This is a genomic window from Vibrio sp. qd031, from assembly GCF_002100145.1.
Classification (GTDB): domain Bacteria; phylum Pseudomonadota; class Gammaproteobacteria; order Enterobacterales; family Vibrionaceae; genus Vibrio.
Window position 1 is genome coordinate 28,484 of the sequence record NZ_JXQD01000024.1, and the last position, 18,172, is coordinate 46,655.

The 18,172-nt window shown below is 45.4% G+C and carries 14 protein-coding genes and 6 tRNA genes; 4 read left to right on the forward strand and 16 right to left on the reverse strand.

The window, feature by feature from the left end:
• Nucleotides 1-48: 48 nt before the first annotated feature.
• The gene (locus ST37_RS08825) at nucleotides 49-312 is read left to right on the forward strand and encodes a GrxA family glutaredoxin (protein WP_084885559.1); all 264 of its coding nucleotides are present in this window, start codon (nucleotides 49-51) and stop codon (nucleotides 310-312) included.
• Between the two features lie 70 nt (nucleotides 313-382).
• Here the strand turns inward: ST37_RS08825 and fabV are convergent, their stop codons facing one another.
• Entirely contained in the window at nucleotides 383-1,585 is a 1,203-nt protein-coding gene (gene fabV / locus ST37_RS08830) for an enoyl-ACP reductase FabV (protein WP_084885560.1), read from the reverse strand.
• A gap of 263 nt (nucleotides 1,586-1,848) precedes the next feature.
• Here fabV and ST37_RS08835 point away from each other — a divergent pair, with 263 nt between their 5' ends.
• Complete coding sequence (locus ST37_RS08835; RefSeq protein ID WP_084885562.1) at nucleotides 1,849-2,361, forward strand: ACT domain-containing protein; 513 nt, start codon at nucleotides 1,849-1,851, stop codon at nucleotides 2,359-2,361.
• Nucleotides 2,362-2,447: 86 nt separating this feature from the next.
• Here the strand turns inward: ST37_RS08835 and nspC are convergent, their stop codons facing one another.
• The 12 genes from nspC to uvrY all read right to left on the reverse strand — a co-directional run bounded on the left by nspC (nucleotide 2,448) and on the right by uvrY (nucleotide 12,570).
• On the reverse strand, nucleotides 2,448-3,581 hold the full coding sequence (gene nspC / locus ST37_RS08840) for a carboxynorspermidine decarboxylase (protein ID WP_084885563.1): 1,134 nt from the start codon (nucleotides 3,579-3,581) through the stop codon (nucleotides 2,448-2,450).
• Between the two features lie 75 nt (nucleotides 3,582-3,656).
• Nucleotides 3,657-4,901, reverse strand: coding sequence for a carboxynorspermidine synthase (locus ST37_RS08845; protein ID WP_084885565.1), 1,245 nt, complete (start codon nucleotides 4,899-4,901; stop codon nucleotides 3,657-3,659).
• A 26-nt stretch (nucleotides 4,902-4,927) separates the two neighbouring features.
• On the reverse strand, nucleotides 4,928-7,819 hold the full coding sequence (locus tag ST37_RS08850; protein WP_084885567.1) for a pyridoxal phosphate-dependent class III aminotransferase: 2,892 nt from the start codon (nucleotides 7,817-7,819) through the stop codon (nucleotides 4,928-4,930).
• Nucleotides 7,820-8,443: 624 nt separating this feature from the next.
• A tRNA-Gly gene (locus ST37_RS08855) sits at nucleotides 8,444-8,519 on the reverse strand.
• Between the two features lie 19 nt (nucleotides 8,520-8,538).
• Nucleotides 8,539-8,612: transfer RNA gene (locus ST37_RS08860), tRNA-Cys, on the reverse strand.
• Between the two features lie 172 nt (nucleotides 8,613-8,784).
• Nucleotides 8,785-8,860, reverse strand: a tRNA-Gly gene (locus ST37_RS08865).
• A gap of 7 nt (nucleotides 8,861-8,867) precedes the next feature.
• A tRNA-Leu gene (locus ST37_RS08870) sits at nucleotides 8,868-8,954 on the reverse strand.
• A 108-nt stretch (nucleotides 8,955-9,062) separates the two neighbouring features.
• Nucleotides 9,063-9,138 (reverse strand) — tRNA-Gly (locus ST37_RS08875).
• 18 nt (nucleotides 9,139-9,156) lie between these two features.
• Nucleotides 9,157-9,230 (reverse strand) — tRNA-Cys (locus ST37_RS08880).
• A gap of 244 nt (nucleotides 9,231-9,474) precedes the next feature.
• Nucleotides 9,475-10,026: a CDP-diacylglycerol--glycerol-3-phosphate 3-phosphatidyltransferase gene (pgsA, locus tag ST37_RS08885; protein WP_084885568.1), complete on the reverse strand. Its 552-nt coding sequence runs from the start codon at nucleotides 10,024-10,026 to the stop codon at nucleotides 9,475-9,477.
• Nucleotides 10,027-10,072: 46 nt separating this feature from the next.
• Entirely contained in the window at nucleotides 10,073-11,905 is a 1,833-nt protein-coding gene (gene uvrC / locus ST37_RS08890) for an excinuclease ABC subunit UvrC (RefSeq protein WP_084885570.1), read from the reverse strand.
• Nucleotides 11,906-11,925: 20 nt separating this feature from the next.
• Entirely contained in the window at nucleotides 11,926-12,570 is a 645-nt protein-coding gene (gene uvrY, locus ST37_RS08895; protein WP_084885571.1) for a UvrY/SirA/GacA family response regulator transcription factor, read from the reverse strand.
• A gap of 274 nt (nucleotides 12,571-12,844) precedes the next feature.
• Between uvrY and ST37_RS08900 the strand changes: the two genes are divergently transcribed.
• Nucleotides 12,845-15,196, forward strand: coding sequence for a DNA polymerase II (locus ST37_RS08900; protein ID WP_084885572.1), 2,352 nt, complete (start codon nucleotides 12,845-12,847; stop codon nucleotides 15,194-15,196).
• On the opposite strand, the gene ST37_RS08905 is transcribed toward ST37_RS08900, so the two are convergent.
• Nucleotides 15,193-15,957: a nucleotidyltransferase domain-containing protein gene (locus ST37_RS08905; protein WP_084885574.1), complete on the reverse strand. Its 765-nt coding sequence runs from the start codon at nucleotides 15,955-15,957 to the stop codon at nucleotides 15,193-15,195. The genes ST37_RS08900 and ST37_RS08905 overlap by 4 nt on opposite strands.
• A 136-nt stretch (nucleotides 15,958-16,093) precedes the next feature.
• On the opposite strand from ST37_RS08905, the gene ST37_RS08910 reads away from it, so the two are divergent.
• On the forward strand, nucleotides 16,094-16,411 hold the full coding sequence (locus ST37_RS08910; protein WP_084885576.1) for an HI1450 family dsDNA-mimic protein: 318 nt from the start codon (nucleotides 16,094-16,096) through the stop codon (nucleotides 16,409-16,411).
• Nucleotides 16,412-16,504: 93 nt separating this feature from the next.
• On the opposite strand, the gene rluB is transcribed toward ST37_RS08910, so the two are convergent.
• Nucleotides 16,505-17,413, reverse strand: coding sequence for a 23S rRNA pseudouridine(2605) synthase RluB (gene rluB, locus ST37_RS08915; protein WP_084885577.1), 909 nt, complete (start codon nucleotides 17,411-17,413; stop codon nucleotides 16,505-16,507).
• A 125-nt stretch (nucleotides 17,414-17,538) separates the two neighbouring features.
• Nucleotides 17,539-18,159, reverse strand: coding sequence for an L-threonylcarbamoyladenylate synthase (locus ST37_RS08920; RefSeq protein ID WP_084885579.1), 621 nt, complete (start codon nucleotides 18,157-18,159; stop codon nucleotides 17,539-17,541).
• Nucleotides 18,160-18,172 lie beyond the last annotated feature (13 nt).

Here is an 18,172-nt window from a genome sequence, read left to right on the forward strand (position 1 = left end):
GAGCATCGGTACAATGCAAGTTAACACTCCACATAGGAAGGAAATTTAATGTTTGTTGTTATTTTTGGTCGCCCTGGTTGCCCATTTTGTGTTCGTGCTAAAGAGCACGCAGAAACCCTTAAAGAAAAGCGTGACGATTTTAACTTCCGCTATGTGGATATCCATGCTGAAGGTATATCTAAAGCTGATCTAGAAAAAACAGTTGGTAAACCTGTTGAAACGGTACCGCAAATCTTCATCGACCAAGACCATATTGGTGGATGCACTGAATTTGAAGCCTACGCAAAAGACAATTTAGGTCTTTTCGACTAATCTTCTGATTTATAAGCAATAAAAAGCGGGGCTTGATATTTCAAGACCCGCTTTTTTATAGCTAATGTGGTTAGATTTGAATAAAGCTGTGCGCAACTTGAGTATCGACATCTGCTTCGTAGTCTACGCCATCGACACCAAAACCAAACAGGCTTAAAAACTCTTCTTTATACTCTACGTAATCGGTTAGCTCTTTAAGGTTTTCAGTGGTCACTTGAGGCCATAGTTCACGACAGTGTTTCTGGATGTCTTCGCGAAGCTCCCAATCGTCAAGACGCAAGCGATTTTTATCGTCCACTTCTGCAGCGCTACCGTCTTCTTTGTAAAGCCGTTGACTAAACATGCGATAGATTTGCTCCATGCATCCCTCGTGAACACCTTCTTCACGCATTTTCTTAAATACCATCGCGATATATAAAGGCATGACCGGAATTGCAGAGCTTGCTTGTGTCACAACTGATTTAAGAACGGCAACGTTAGCACTTCCGCCAGTTGCTGATAGCTTCTCATTTAGAGCGGCGGCGGCGCGATCAAGATCCATTTTCGCACGGCCTAGAGCACCATCCCAGTAGATTGGCCAGGTAAGCTCAGTACCAATATAACTGTAGGCTACCGTTTTGCACGCTGGTGCTAACACATCCGCTTTCGCTAGTGCGTCTATCCACAGTTCCCAATCTTCTCCACCCATAACGGTAACAGTGTCGGCAATCTCTTGTTCCGTCGCAGGTTCGACGCTCGCTTCGATGATTGCGTCTTTGTTGGTGTCTACCGCTGTTGCGGTATACGTTTCGCCGATTGGCTTAAGAGCCGAGCGAATCAATTCACCGCTATCAGGCAATTTACGAACCGGAGAAGCCAATGAATAGACGACCATATCAATCTGTCCGAGGTCTTGCTTGATAAGATCGATGGTTTTTTGCTTAGCGTCATGCGAGAAAGCATCACCATTCAAGCTTTTAGAATACAAACCAGCTTCTGTTGCAAGTTTGTCAAACGCGGCAGCGTTGTAAAAACCTGCGGTGCCTGGCTTACGCTCGGTACCTTCTTTTTCAAAAAAGACGCCAATCGTAGACGCATCACCGCCAAAGGCTGCTGCGATTCGAGATGAAAGGCCGTAACCACTTGATGAGCCAATTACCAGCACTCGTTTCGGTGCGTTTTTGATCTTACCCTGCGCTTTTGTGTAGGCGATTTGTTGTTTTACGTTTGCTTCACACCCTACTGGATGAGTAGTGGTACAAATAAAGCCACGAATTCGAGGTTTAATAATCATTGTTCGGTTCCTTAAAATTTCTGCCTTAGGATAATGATTCCTATGCAGTTTCGCACCCTAAATCTTCTCAATATAGGCGAAATGTGAAGTGGTTGGAGCACTAGAGAGTGGAATCTTAAGCCCAAAAACCTGCATTGATGTCTCAAATGCCCGAAATTAGTCTCTAAAATTGATGCAAATCACGCGATTGCCGTTTTTAGCCTCTACACTAAAAATAGACCTAAAATTAAACCATTCACTCGGGCTGTATGGAGGAATTCACCATGGACACTACATTCATTGTCAATTTTATTGGAAAGGCGACCCCAGCTACCATAAAAGAACTCACCGCAATCACTCATGAAAATGGCGGCAAGTGGCTAATAAGTAAGGTGAACTTTATAGAAGATCAAGTCGCGGCAGTGGTGAAGATTAATCTACCAAAACAAAATGAAGAAACGGTAAAAAACGCCTTCTGTAACTACAAAGATCTCGTTGTACAGTTCGTCGATTCAAACGCTTCAATGCATGAGAAGAGTGAGATATTCAGCTTACGCATCGACGCGAATGATCGAGCGGGTATCGTCAATGAAATCACTCAGGTTCTGGACGATCAGGGAATACATATTGTCGATATGGATTGTCACCGAGTCTTCGTTGCCGGTGGCGGTGGTGTGAGTTCGAGCTTGTTTAGTGCTCAAGTCGCCATACAAATACCCGCACAGATTAGCATCGACGATATTACCAATGAGTTGGAGTCACTGAGCGAGGATACTCGTGTGATCATCACAACTTAACTCACTGCGAAACCTCACCGCTAATAGTTGTACAAATGCGCCATAACTGAAGATGTTGTCAGTTATGGCGTGTTTTATTAGAAGAGCTAACTCACGCTCCATTGAGATAGTGAGCGTTTAAAATCGTTGTAGTCAAACTCGTTCAGCTTCTCAATGTCGCCATTGCTGCGTTTGCAGTACACCGATGGCATCCGTAGACCATTAAACCAGTTGAGTTTCACCATGGTATAACCCGCACTGTCTAAAATGTGCAAACGCTGACCGATTTTTAATGGCTCACTAAAGCGAGTTTCACAAAACTGGTCACCCGCTAAACAAGAACATGAGCCAATCACATATTCGTGCTCGCCCTGTTCATCAGCTTCTAATATCGACGCAGGCTCGTCATATATAAGCGTGTCGAGTCTATGTGCTTCAGTGGCCGAATCAACAATCGCCGTTTTTTTATGGTTATCCACGATATCAACCACGGTGACAACAAGGTCGGTGGTTTTAGTAATGATCGCCTCACCCGGCTCCAGATACAATTGCACACCATGTTTGTCAGAAAACGCCTTTAGCGCCGCAGCCAATTTTGGAATGTCATAACCAGGCCAGGTAAAGAAGACACCTCCACCTAAACTGACCCAGCTCATAGTATCTAGGTACTGCCCAAACTGCTCTGAAATAGAATCAAGCAATGTGATAAACGCATCCACATCTTTATTTTCACAGTTCATGTGAAACATCACACCTTCAACGCTTGCCAATGCGTCTGCTTGAATATGGCTTGCCTGCACCCCTAGACGGGAAAATGCTCTTGCGGGATCCGCCAAATCCTGTCCAGCGTAGCTCACCCCAGGGTTAAGTCGAAGACCAATGGATGCCTTACCTTCAACCAGATGACGATAAGCCGCCAACTGGGATTGCGAATTAAAGATCATTTTGTCACAAACATCGGCAACGTCTACTACATCTTGTTCGCTGTACCCCACGCTGTACGCATGCGTCTCACCACCAAAGGTTTCGTGACCCAACTTAACTTCGTAAGGACCACTACTGGTGGTGCCGTCTAAATAGGGTTTTATGATGTCAAACACCCCCCAAGTAGAAAAACACTTAAGCGCCAATACGAGCTTCACGCCAGAGAGCTCTTTTAGTTGCTTTGCTTTTTCAAGATTGGCGACGAGCTTCTGCTCATCAATCATAAAATAAGGCGTTTTTAAGGTGGTATCGTTCATAGGATTATGTCTAGAAGTCGTTGTAAGGAAAAAGCCGATGCACTGCATCGGCTTTGGTCAGAGTCTTGGGTTTTATTATTTCAAGATTTTGATGTCTGGCTGCGCAACATCGAGCTCTTGTACGTGCCAATCCAAACCAATTTCTGGCATGGTTTCTAGGAACGGATCCGGGTCGAGTTGCTCCATGTTGAACACACCCTTGTCTGCCCACTTGCCGCGGAAAAACTGTAATGCCGCAGTAATAGCAGGAACACCAGTCGTGTATGAAATGGCTTGATGCTCTACATCTTCATAAGCAACTTCGTGATCGGCATTATTGTAGATAAATACGCTACGCGGCTTACCGTCTTTTTGCCCTTGAACCCAAGTACCGATGCAGGTTTTACCCGTATACCCTGGAGCCAAGGAAGTAGGATCTGGCAGCAGCGCTTTGAGTACGTGAAGCGGTTGAACGACAGTTCCATCATGCAAGGTAAGAGGATCTGGGCTCAATAGGCCAATGTCACGCATGCAGTTAAAGTAATTGAGGTATTGATCACCAAAGCCCATCCAAAATTCAATGCGCTTAGCAGGAATAAACTCCTGCATTGAGCGAACTTCATCGTGCGCCATAGAGTACACTTTGTGCTTTCCAACGAGCGGGAAATCAAACTCCAACATACGTGAGTGACAAGGCACCTGTTTCCACTCTTCGTTTTCCCAGTAGAAAGAGTCACCTTGGATCTCTAACATATTCGTTTCAGGGTCGAAGTTGGTAGCAAACTTTTTACCGTGGTCGCCAGCATTAACATCCATTACATCAATGGTGTCTATCTCATCAAACAAATGCTTAACAGCATACGCGGCAAAGACCGACACTACACCTGGATCAAATCCAGCACCGAGAATTCCAGTGATACCCGCTTGTTCAAACTTTTCACGGTAACCCCACTGCCAATCGTACGCTTGAGGCACTTGTTGGCCTTCCGAGCATAAATCCACCGCTACAGACGTATCCAAGTAGTTTACTTTGGCTTGATAACACGCTTCCATGATCGTCATGTTGACCCAAGGAGGCCCTGCATTGATCACAAGATCGGGCTTAACCTCTTTGATCAGCGCAACCAACGCTTCTACATCGTCTGCGTTTACTGCGCGAGATTCTAGTTTTTTAGTTGAATCTTTTAAGTTGTTCTTTTTATTAATTGATTCAATGATTTTTTCACACTTCGACACTGTACGAGACGCGATTGTAATATCACCCAGTACGTCGTTGTTTTGCGCCGCTTTATGCGCTACAACCCAACCAACGCCGCCCGCACCAATTTGAAGAATTGCCATGTTTTTTATTTCCTATACTTGTTCACTCAAGAAGCGTTCAGTTCAAGAGCTAACGCATCGATGTCGTTTAATAATTGTTCAAAGTCTGACAGAGTCAAACAGGGGTTAAGAATCGTTAATTTAAGGGCTGTTTTACCCGCTATGACGGTTTCACCCAGTACTGCTACGCCGCGCACCAATGCTTGGATGCGAACGTTTTGATTCAGTGCATCCAACGAATCCATTGATCCATGTGTCGCTCTAAAGAGCACTGTCGACAAGCTTGGTTTTGCCAACAGCTCAAAGTGTTCGTTTTGATCAACGAGCTCTGCAACTTGCAGTGTCTGATCTAACAGATGGTCATACATGCGACCCAACTCGTGTGCGCCTACATTTTGCATCGTCATAAACACTTTGAGAGCATCAAATCGCTTAGTTGTAGCAATCGACTTATCCACTAAGTTAGGCAACTCATCGTGTTCGCGATTCAGATAATCCGCATGGTGCAACAAGAACTTGAAGTTCGATTTGTCATTTACTAATAGTGCGCCACAACTGATTGTTTGATAAAACAGTTTGTGAAAATCAACACTAATCGACGTCGCTTTTTCAATGCCTTTTAAACGAGGCTTAGCTTGGCTAAATATCAACGCGCCGCCGTAAGCTCCGTCAACATGCATCCATAAATTATGCACAGAAGCGACTTGAGCGATTGTGTCGAGATCATCAATAGCACCGTGGTCGGTCGTACCAGCTGTACCTACCACAGCAAATGGAATCAAGCCTTCTGCTTTTGCGTTAGCAACAACTGACTCAAGCAGTTCTGCCTTCATCGTACCGTCTTGGTTAGCAGGAACGGTTAATACCGCCTTTTCCCCTAGCCCCATCCACGATGCAGATTTTTGCACGGTGAAGTGTGCGTTTTCAGAGCAGACAATCCGTAATTTATGTGCGTAATCAGGTAAACCCAGCTTTTGAATTGAGTGCCCATCTGTATGATCAGCAATCCAGTCACGGGCTAGCAGCAATCCCATCTGATTAGATTGTGTGCCACCACTGGTAATGATGCCGTCCGACCCCGTACTCATCTCGTACTTTTCGCACAACCAATCAACCACTTTTTGTTCAACATACGTTGCAGCTGATGCTTGATCCCATGAATCCATGGATTGATTTAGCACTGCAATGATCGACTCAGCCACGATAGAAGGCATTAACGGTGGTGTATGTAAATGCGCGATACAATTTGGGTGCTGCGTAAAGATAGAATGATTAACCACTAAATCAGCGGTTTCATTGACCACGTCTTGCAAATCGAAATTGTGAGAATCCAAGTCTACTTGATTTATGGCTGCTTCCAACGCTTTAGGGTCAATACCTGAGTATGGTTTGTCAACGGTTTCAAAAACCTGTTTCAGTTTCTGAGTCGTATGACGCATCACTTTAGCAAATTCGTCTGCGCCTCTTTCGCCAGTTTGAATAAAGTGTTTTTTCCACTCTTGGTGCGCCGCTGAAGGTGCCACTAACTCACCACCTGCCGCTAGAATCGCTTGCTCTACCACTCGTAATGCAAAGTCTATTTGTTCGAAACTTATGATAAGTGGTGGCAAAAATCGCAATACCGATCCATTGCGCCCACCTTTTTCAACCATTAGGCCACGCTCAAGTGCAGCACGTTGAATGGCAAGCGTAAGCTCGCCATCGGCAACAGGCTCACCAAATTTATTGAGCTTGCCTTGCGTGTTTTTAATCTCGACACCAAGCATCAAACCTTTACCACGTACATCAGCGATGCAGTTCACTCGGCTTTGAATACTTTCAAGACCCATGCGTAAATAATTACCCGCAATATTAGCGTGCTCAACCAAACTGTCACGCTCGATGATCTCAAGCGCTTTTGCACCAGACACCATCGCTAATTGGTTACCGCGAAACGTGCCCGTATGCTCGCCAGCATTCCAAGTATCAATCTCTTTTTTAAACACCAACAAAGACATCGGCAGTCCACCACCAATGGCTTTGGACAAACACAAGATGTCAGGTGCAATACCAGCTTCTTCAAACGCAAAGCGATAGCCAGTTTTACCCACACCACATTGGATTTCATCCAGAATAAGTAGGATTTCGTGCTCGTCACAGATACGGCGCAACTCTTTCATCCACTGCACAGGAGCTGGGATCACCCCCCCTTCCCCTTGGACTGGCTCAACAATGATTGCGGCAGGCTTCATAATCCCAGCTTCATCGTCATTGAGTAAGCGTTCGATATAGCGAATGCCTGCGTTAGCACCTTCTTCGCCGCCTAAACCAAATGGGCAACGTAGATCATACGGGAACGGCATAAAGTGTACGTCCGACATCAAACCAGTTCGACGCGCTTTGGTACCAAGATTACCCATCATGCCCATCGTACCGTTTGTCATGCCATGGTAAGCACCACGGAACGCAAACATGGTGTTACGACCCGTGGTTTGCTTCGCCAGTTTGATCGCCGCTTCAACCGCGTCGGCACCAGAAGGTCCACAAAATTGAATCGCAGAGTTGTTGGAAAACTCTTTAGGCAAAAACGCTTTGACTCGCTTGATAAACGTATCTTTCGCTTCAGTGGTGATGTCTAAGGTCTGATATGGCAGACCAGAGTCCAATTGCGCCTTAAGAGCTTGGTTAATCTCTGGGTGGTTATACCCTAACGCTAACGTTCCTGCACCGGCTAGACAGTCTAAAAAGATTTGCCCACGAGTATCTTCAACAAGCGCACCATAGGCACGCTTAATCGCGATAGGTATGCGTCGTGGGTAAGACCGCACTTCAGATTCATGCTGCTGTTGGTCCAGCAAAATTTGGTCAGGAGAAAGATCGTACAAACCATCGGTTTGCGGCACCGCAAATGGGAAGGCCTTCTCAAGTGAAGACATTTCGAATTCGAAAGCAGAGCTCATTTAATTACCTATAGGATAAACAGCAGCGCATACAACAGAAGCACTGATAAAACAGGGGGATCGACACTAACGCTAACAGTCGCGTTAGAATCAAATAGATTTGCTAGGGGATCGAACGATCAAGGTTCGGTGATAACACTGCAGTTTGGTACGACACAGCTGACAGGAGATTGATTATTTTTCATGTTGGGTGCCTTTGAGTGATGTCAGCCTCACTAAAGTGAGTGTCCATGACATTTACTATCCCATCTACTAAATAGCGACTCTATTTAGTACCTACTATACGCAAGACATCATCAGCGGGATGCGCTTGCGCGTCACTTTTGGCTACAGGCCAAGATTGCGGCCAATATTACCAAAATTTTACGTAGTGGCAAGACTATTTTTTGCTTATTTATTAAGCAACACACACTCAAGCAACACCACTAATTATCCCAAAAGCTCAATAGAACAGCATGAATTCAATCAACTTTATTCTAGTGCGTTACACTTCTAAGTTGCCGACTAAATTCTGTTCAATTCCGCACCACACTATGGGAGCCTTTATATGCCGCCTATATCCGCTAATTCTTTAGACATTCAAGATCAAAAAAACCAGCTCGAAAGCTGGTTATTTTAAGAATTTGGAGCGACACACGAGGTTCGAACTCGTGACCTCAACCTTGGCAAGGTTGCGCTCTACCAACTGAGCTAGTGTCGCAAATTCATATTTGAAATTATGGAGGCGCGTCCCGGAGTCGAACCGAGGTCCACGGATTTGCAATCCGCTGCATAGCCACTCTGCCAACGCGCCATATTTCTGTAGCTAGCGCTACTGAGTTTTCTACTTGAAAGCAGGAAACTGGAACGACGCGACCGGCTAGGGCACGAGGTTCTCTTAAATTGGAACGACGCGACCGGCTAGGGCACGAGGTTCTCTTAAATTGGAACGACGCGACCGGCTAGGGCACGAGGTTCTCTTAAATTGGAGCGACACACGAGGTTCGAACTCGTGACCTCAACCTTGGCAAGGTTGCGCTCTACCAACTGAGCTAGTGTCGCAAATAAATGGTGCCCCGGGCCGGACTTGAACCGGCACGAATCGAAATTCGAGGGATTTTAAATCCCTTGTGTCTACCAATTCCACCACCAGGGCACACAAAATCTGTTGTGTTTGGTAACACCATTTAGAGATATCGAGGTTAATCAATATCTAAACATTCTGGAACGACGCGACCGGCTAGGGCTCGACATTCTTTGAAATTGGAGCGACACACGAGGTTCGAACTCGTGACCTCAACCTTGGCAAGGTTGCGCTCTACCAACTGAGCTAGTGTCGCAATCATTCTACTTGAGAATGGAGGCGCGTCCCGGAGTCGAACCGAGGTCCACGGATTTGCAATCCGCTGCATAGCCACTCTGCCAACGCGCCTTTGTTTCCTATCGGTTAATCTCGCTGGGTACGGGGTGGCATTTTACTGAAACGAGTGAGTGAGTCAACACTAATTTCCGATTTTTGTTTCGTTTGGCTGCTTTACCGACAGAATTATCAAAATGAATAGAAAAAGCACAAAACTTGACTAAAATTCATCAACTTAAAGTCTATTTTTTAACTAGTGAAAGTATAAAAAAAGCAAGCTCTCGCTTGCTTTAGTCGTTTTATCGATAGACTGAGCCTAATCGCTGTTCAACAAGTCATCTTTTGCAGCTGCCAAATATTGAAACATCGACCAATAAGTCAAAATTGTGGCTATATAGAGCGCACCAAAGCCAACCCAAACCATCCATTCATCGTATCGCCAGATCAATACCCACAGTGCAAACATCTGACTCACCGTTTTGACTTTACCGACCCATGAGACGGCGACAGCAGATCGTTTGCCCAACTCGGCCATCCATTCACGAAGCGCAGAAATAATAATTTCACGACCGATCATGGTCATCGCAGGAATCGTTATCCAAATTGAGGAATAATGCTCGGTAATCAATAACAGCGCGGCGGCAACCATAACTTTGTCGGCTACTGGATCTAGAAAAGCACCAAATCGCGACGTCTGGTTCAGTTTACGAGCGAGATAGCCGTCTAGCCAATCTGTAGCACCAGCAAAAAGGAAAATCATAGCGGCAAGAAGATCCGCCCACGGATAAGGAAGATAAAACGCAACAACAAAAACGGGGATTAATACGAGACGTAATAGCGTTAAGATATTTGGGATGGTAAGTTTCATTCGACAGCACTCTGCTTCAGCATGCTCTAATGGTGCGGTAAAAACGTTACTGTTTCAACGTTTCATGAATAATTTGTGCTAAAGAGCGACTTATACCAGGCACCTTGGCGATTTCTTCAGCAGATGCTCGCTTAACTTCTTGAATTCCACCCATATATTTAAGCAGAGCTTGACGCCTTTTTGGCCCTACCCCTTCAATCCCCTCTAACGCACTGGTTTTACGCGTCTTGCCACGCTTAGCCCTATGGCCGGCGATCGCATGGTTGTGGCTTTCATCTCGTATATGTTGCATTAGGTGCAGCGCAGGAGAGTCGGAAGGCAAATTAAACTCATCGCCACTTGGCGTGATCATGGTTTCTAGCCCGGGCTTACGGGTTACCCCTTTTGCTATACCAATCAGGCTCGGTCTTTTTGGCCAATCGTTCCAATACTTAGATACGATCTCAACGGCTCGTCCTAGTTGCCCTTTACCGCCATCGATAAAAATCACATCAGGTATTTTATCGACATCTAACTGTTTTGAATATCGACGTTCCAACACCTGCCCCATCGCTGCGTAATCGTCGCCACCGGTAATACCAGTGATGTTGTAGCGACGATACTCCTGCTTAACCGGTCCTTCATGATTGAACACCACACAGGATGCAATGGTACTCTCACCCATCGTGTGACTGATATCGAAACATTCCATACGACGAATCGAATCCAGTGACAATGTCTCTTCTAACGCTTTAAAGCGCTGAGATATCGTCATCTTGTGATTAATTTTAGTGGTGATCGCATTGAGCGCATTGGTATTGGCCAGCCTTAAATACTGTCCTCGGCTGCCTGTTGGGTTTTCATGGAAGCGAATAGAACGTCCTGCAAGCTCCGATAGCGCTGTTTTAATTGCCTCGCTATCATCGAGCAAGCCTTCACCAAACACTAGTCGAGAAGGCAGCGTGCGCCCCTCACTGCTATTAAAGTAATACTGGCTAACAAAACTGGTAAACACTTCATTTGCTGGCGTGTTGTTCGGTGTTTTAGGGAAATAACTGCGACTGCCTAGTATTTTACCGTGACGTACCATCAGCATATGAACGCAGGTAATGCCGTTTTCTTGTGCGTAGCCCAACACGTCAATGTCATCGAGCGAATCCTCCGACACAAACTGCTGCTCTTGAACTCGACGTATCGCTTGAATCTGGTCGCGAAACTGCGCCGCTTTCTCAAACGCTAACTCTCGACTCGCGGTTTCCATGCGAGCCACCAGCGTTTCGATCACTTGACGATCTTTGCCCTTTAGAAACAGTCGAACCATTTCCACAAGGTCCGCATACTCTTGAGTCGATATCACCGATTGAACGCAAGGCGCTGCACATCGTCCAATCTGGTACATCAAGCAAGGTCGTGAACGGTTCGCGTAAACCGTATCCTCGCATTGACGCATCGGCAATATCTTTTGCAGTAAGTGCAAGGTTTGGCGAACCGAGCCAGAATCGGGGAAAGGGCCAAAGTACTCACCCTTACGCTTTTTAGCACCGCGATATATACTCAGACGAGGATGCTTGTGATTTGAAATAAAAATATAGGGATAAGATTTATCGTCACGCAGCAACACGTTGTACTTGGGTAAGTACTGCTTTATGTAGTTGTGCTCGAGGATCAGAGCTTCGGTTTCACTGTGGGTAACCGTCACATCAATATGAGCAATGTTGCTCACCAACGCTTTGGTTTTTTCACTGTCTACTTTTGCTCTAAAATAGCTCGAAAGTCGCTTTTTGAGATCTTTAGCCTTTCCTACATAAATAACGTCAGATTGCTCGTTATACATGCGGTAAACCCCAGGATGCTGGGGTACCGTTTTTAGGAATTCTTTTGAATCAAAGAGCGAGATCACTGAGAGTACTGGTCTACTGGCTACAGTGTTTCGGTATCGAGGATGCCGTGTCGGATCGCAAGGTGCGTCAACTCTACATCTCCGCTAATGTCCAGTTTGCTAAAGAGTCGATAGCGATAGCTATTAACGGTTTTTGGACTGAGATTCAATTGCTCTGAAATATCAGTGACTTTTTCACCTTTGGTGATCATCATCATGATTTGCAACTCGCGTTCAGACAGATCCTTAAACGGATTATCTGAGTTTGAGGACACTTGACTCAGTGCCATTTGCTGAGCAATTTCAGGCGAAATGTAACGCTGACCACTGTTGACCAGTCGAATAGCATTTACCATTTCATCTGGGCCGGCACCTTTGGTTAAGTAACCCGCAGCACCAGCTTGCATCACCTTCGTTGGAAATGGGTTTTCAGTATGTACTGTTAGTACAATTATTTTTACATCTGGGTTAAATCGCAATATTTTTTTGGTTGCTTCTAAACCACCAATGCCGGGCATATTCATATCCATCAACACCACGTCGGCGTGATTGGCTCGGCACCATTTTACTGCTTGTTCACCGCTGTCAGCTTCCCCTGCTACGTTCATACCACGGACGTCTTCAATTATACGTCTAATCCCTGTGCGCACCAGCTCGTGATCATCTACAAGGCATACGTTTATCAAACTTGTATCTCCACACTGTTATTGGCCGCATAGCTCTAATTGAGCATAGCAAGTTGGACGGTAATCATACCGTACTTAGGTAAAAACTTTGAGCTAGAATATGCTCTGATTTCGCAAAAATGGCAATATAATCTCTTGCTAAATATGAACTATGCGTCATATTTTTAGTTAAATGGTTGGTATTTAACCGAAAATACCAAAAGCTCAATCTGTTTTAACCTAACGATAACTGTGATAATTTGACCCACAATTAACACAAGGCGACCCACTATTTATGCAGATCACTCAACGCGGTTTCATTTTGTCTCGCCAAGTGATTACGTTAAACCACCGTCCTCACCTAAGTTTCTGGGTTTCAACGGACGAGGGACCCCAGCACATCATTACAGGGCCTCAACAATCGGTCCTATTTGTCGATGCGAGTTACCATACAACTATAGTTGATCATTTTGGCTCACGCGTCGAAACCAAACCTGTGTCGCTTAAGCAGTTTAACGATACACCGGTCATTGCCGTGTATAGCAACACCTATAATCAGTTTAACGAACTTAAGCAGTGGTTAGAAAGCCAGCAGATAGAAGCCTTCGAAGACGACATCTCACTAATTGACCGATTTTTAATGGAGCGCTTCATACAAGGTGCAATTGAGTATCAAGGGGAATGCAGTGATGGCGTTACAGTGAGAAATGCTCAGTGTAAACGCTGTGATTTTCAGCCGTCTTTAGTGATGGTGTCGCTGGACATCGAATGTTCACAACATGGTGTGCTTTACTCTATCGGGTTAGATTCGCCTAATGACAAACGAGTGATCATGGTTGGCGAAGCCGAAGAACTAAAACCTGAATCCCCTGTTATCGAATGGGTAAATGATGAGAAGCAGATATTGCTTAACCTGTTTGCGTGGTTTGAACGCTTTGACCCTGACATCATCATTGGTTGGAGTGTCGTCAACTTTGATTTGCGACTGCTTATCAAACGAGCCGACTACCATGGCCTTAAACTGGCTCTTGGCCGTCAAAAGAGTTACGTGACCTTTCGTCAATCGGCCCAAGGACAACAAGGCTTTGCCACTATTCCAGGAAGATGCATTATTGATGGTATTGACGGTTTAAAATCGGCTGCTCACCATTTCCCATCTTGGTCGTTAGAGAATGTGTCCCAACAGATGCTGGGCAAAGGAAAAATCATCCATAATCCCCATGATAGGATGGACGAAATTAATCGCATGTTCTATCACGACAAACAAGCGTTAGCGACATACAACCTGCAAGATTGCGTCTTAGTTACGCAGATTTTTGAGCATACCCAACTGCTCGAGTATCTTATTGAGCGGGCCAAGCTCACCGGTCTTTCGCTAGACAAATCCGGTGGCTCAGTGGCTGCATTTACAAACCTGTATTTGCCCCGCTTACATAGAGCGGGATACGTCGCGCCTAATTTAGATCGTGACGGCTGGGAAGCAAGTCCTGGTGGCTATGTTATGGATTCGCAACCAGGTCTGTACGATTCGGTACTGGTACTGGACTTTAAGAGCCTATACCCCTCTATCATCCGCACCTTTTTAATCGACCCGCTGGGTCTTATTGAAGGGTTGAAACAAGAGATTGGAACCCAGCAGGATGAATCTATAGAAGGATTTAAGGGGGCGCGTTTTCATCGAAGCCGTCACTTTCTTCCCGAGTTAATCGAAACCCTATGGAAAGAGCGCGACAAAGCCAAACGTAATAACAATGCTGCATTTTCTCAGGCGATTAAGATCATCATGAACTCGTTCTATGGGGTACTAGGAGCCAGAGGGTGTCGGTTTTTTGATGCTCGGCTCGCCTCCTCTATTACCATGCGCGGTCATCAAATTATGAAAGAGACACGCCTTGAAATAGAAGCCATGGGATACAAAGTCATTTACGGTGATACCGATTCAATTTTTGTCGCTTTGGGAAAAAAAACGCCTGAAGATGAGGCTGATGCCATTGGTCAAGAGATGATGCATCACATCAATCGTTGGTGGAAAGATCGCATTCGTAATGAGCACGCAGTAGACAGTTGTATTGAACTGGAGTTTGAAACCCACTTTAAAAAGTTCTTTATGCCAACCATACGCGATTCAGAGATGGGCTCAAAAAAACGTTACGCAGGACTTCTAGGCAAAAGCAATACCATAGTTTTTAAAGGGCTTGAAAGCGTGCGTACCGATTGGACAGAGTTGGCTCACGAATTTCAGCACACGCTTTACACTATGGTTTTTGATGATGTTAATCCAAGCCAATATGTGCGGGACATTACCGAGCAAGTAACGCAAGGCCTCTGGGACAGTAAGTTAGTGTATGCGAAACGACTCAGACGCAAATTGTCGGACTATCAAAAAAACATCCCACCGCAAGTGCGCGCCGCGCGCCTAGCGGATAAAAAAAACCATCTGCTTGGTCGAGCATTGCAATACCAAAACCGTGGGCAAATTCGATATGTTATGACATTGAATGGGCCAGAGCCGCTGGAATATTTGGAGTCGCCTATCGACTACCAACACTACATTGACAAGCAGCTTTTACCTATTGCAGATGCGATTTTACCGCACATAGGGTTGTCGTTTGAGCAACTTAACGACCAGCAACTTGGCCTGTTCTAGCCAATTCTAAACTCTGTTTTTTTATACGATTTGACCAACCAGTCACCGTGAGAGTCGAGCAGTCCCACCACCGAACGCTTAGGAATTAAGTGAGGACGTAACAGCAAAGTGAGGCGCTTGATTTCAACCTGTTTACTTGGGTAATAGTGCTGAGCGACGTCGGCACATTGTAGCGGATCGTCTAACCACACCCGATGTTTATGCAGGACCAAACCATAGTGAGCCCGGAGTAGTTTTTTGCCTATCTCACGCTGCTGCAAAAACTGAGCTTTTTGATCCGTCACTTGAACATAGTGTTTACGTAGCGAGGGCAACGTTTCTTCCAAATTCATGTTCCAAAATTTGGAGATTTCCCAGTTCGGTTCGAACTGACCAAAGCAGTGCGTAAGGTCATCACCATGTAGGCACACGCAACACTGTTTAAGTAAAAATCCCCACTTAAAAATATTGTCTAGAGACAACACTTCAGAAAGGGTTACCGTCCTAATATTGATGCCGGTGACTTCTGGAAAGGATTGGCTAAATCGCCACTCAATATTTCGCTTTATCGTATTAAGTTGACCGGGTTGTTCGCGATGAAGGACAACCAGTAGATCGAGGTTAGAAAGGTGTGGTTTCGCTCTGCCTGTGGCAAAGCTGCCAAACAGATACAAGCTGTGAACATTAGTAGAAAGAGACGCTCGGATCCATTTGCTTGCATCCTCAATGATCATTTCACTTCGGCCTTGCCAAGCACTGATTGAAGACATTGTCTGAGCCACGTTGCTCTCTCCCCTTTGTAACCTAACTCCATTATTTACTCCCAATAGATTGGTTGCAATAACGAAGCATGGATATTACTTCAAAAGACTCAAAAAATGGTACACTCTCACCATTATAAATCGCTTGGTATTCCCAATGACTGAATTAATCGATCTCGACACCACCATAGATACGGCTTACGACATCTTCTTAGAGATGGCTCCTGATAATCTTGAAGCCGCCGATGTCATCCTTTTTACCGCACAGTTTGAAGATCGCGGTGCTGCAGAGCTTGTTGAAACAGGAAATGATTGGACGCAACATGTAGGGTTTGAAGTAGACGATACATTTGCCGAAGTCCGCATTGGACTAGTCAATGAAGCTGATGACCAGTTGGATGATGTGTTTGCTCGACTTTTAGTGAGTCGTGATGCTGACAATAAGTTTTGTCACATTCTTTGGAAACGAGATTAACCTCATTTCCAACTAATCGGTATTGGTTACCGAACACAAAAACGAAAAAGGCGTCTTACTAGACGCCTTTTTTTCATTTCGAGTATTGCTCAGTTACGCTTTACGCTTTTTTTGCGGTGCGCGTTTTTTAGCGCTTCGGTTACCACTTCGAGTTGTTGTAACACGCTCTTCATGGCGTTTAACTGCGCGACGGATCTTTTGCTTACGAGAGCGATCGCGAGAACGTGAGCTTCCCTTCGGATCAACAAAAGTATTCTTCTCGTGACCCAGTTCAACAAGTTCACGTAAGTAGTTAACCTGCTTAAGGTCAAGCTCCATCCAACCGCCACGTGGCAAGGTTTTTTCTAAGAAAATGTCACCGTAACGAACACGCTTTAGGCGAGATACTGTCGTCTCTTGAGATTCCCATAAACGTCTTACTTCACGGTTACGACCTTCGTTAATCACAACGTAAAACGTGTGATTCATGCCTTCTCCGCCGGTGTACACCACGTCTTCAAAACGTGCCATACCATCTTCAAGCTCTACACCTTGGGTTAGGTTGCGAACTTTGTGTTCGTTCACTTCACCAAATACACGTACTAGGTATTCACGTTCAACTTGACGGCTAGGGTGCATAAGGCGGTTGGCGAGTTCACCGTCGGTGGTGAATAACAGCAATCCAGAGGTGTTGGCATCAAGACGACCAACAGAGATCCAGCGAGCACCACGAATTTTTGGCAAGCGATCAAATACTGTTCTACGACCTTCTGGGTCGTTACGCGTACAGAGTTCACCTTCAGGTTTGTAATAAGCGAGAACACGGCAAACCACTTCTTCTTCGACTTTAATAGACACATTGTGTCCATCAATACGCACTATCGCGCTGTCGTCTTCTAGTCGTTCGCCCAGTTTAGCCACTTGACCATTAACACTCACTCGACCCTGGCGGATCAAAGATTCCAGTTCACGGCGTGAGCCATGTCCAGCACGTGCCAATACTTTTTGCAGTTTTTCGCTCATTGTTTTCCTCGGTGTCGTCTTCACAGACGTCAAAATTTAGGTGTAGGTGCCGCACAGTGTCTTATGACCACAAAAATGCGGCTCGCGATTATGCCAAAAATCTTCTGCAATAGCACTCTTTTTCGCTACTCAAAAGGTGCAGGGTCACCGGCACCTATACGGGCAACTTTGACTTCATCATCACTAAAGTCGATGACCGTTGTAGGCTGCTCACCCAAATAGCCACCGTTCAGTATGAGGTCAACAGCGTGCTCAAGGCGGTCACGAATGTCTTCTGGATCGGACTCGGCAACATCACTTCCTGGCAAAATCAAACTGGTCGACATCAAAGGCTCGCCCAACGCTTCTAGCAGATCCAGAGCGATGCGATTATCAGGAACACGAATACCTATGGTTTTACGTTTGGCATTCATGAGCCTGCGCGGGACCTCTTTTGTCCCCTTAAAAATAAAGGTGAATGGCCCTGGCGTGTTGTTTTTAAGCAGACGAAACGCTGTGTTATCGACTCGCGCATACAATGACAACTCAGAAAGGTCGCGACACAGAAGTGTAAAATTGTGTTTGTCATCGAGTTTACGAATGCGGCAAATGCGCTCTAATGCAGATTTGTTTTCTAGCTGGCAACCTAATGCGTAACCAGAATCTGTTGGATAGACAACCACACCACCATTTCGAATGATCGCAACCGCTTGAGTAATTAAACGGGCTTGAGGATTATCTGGGTGTACATAAAAAAACTGACTCATGAAAATTCCTTTA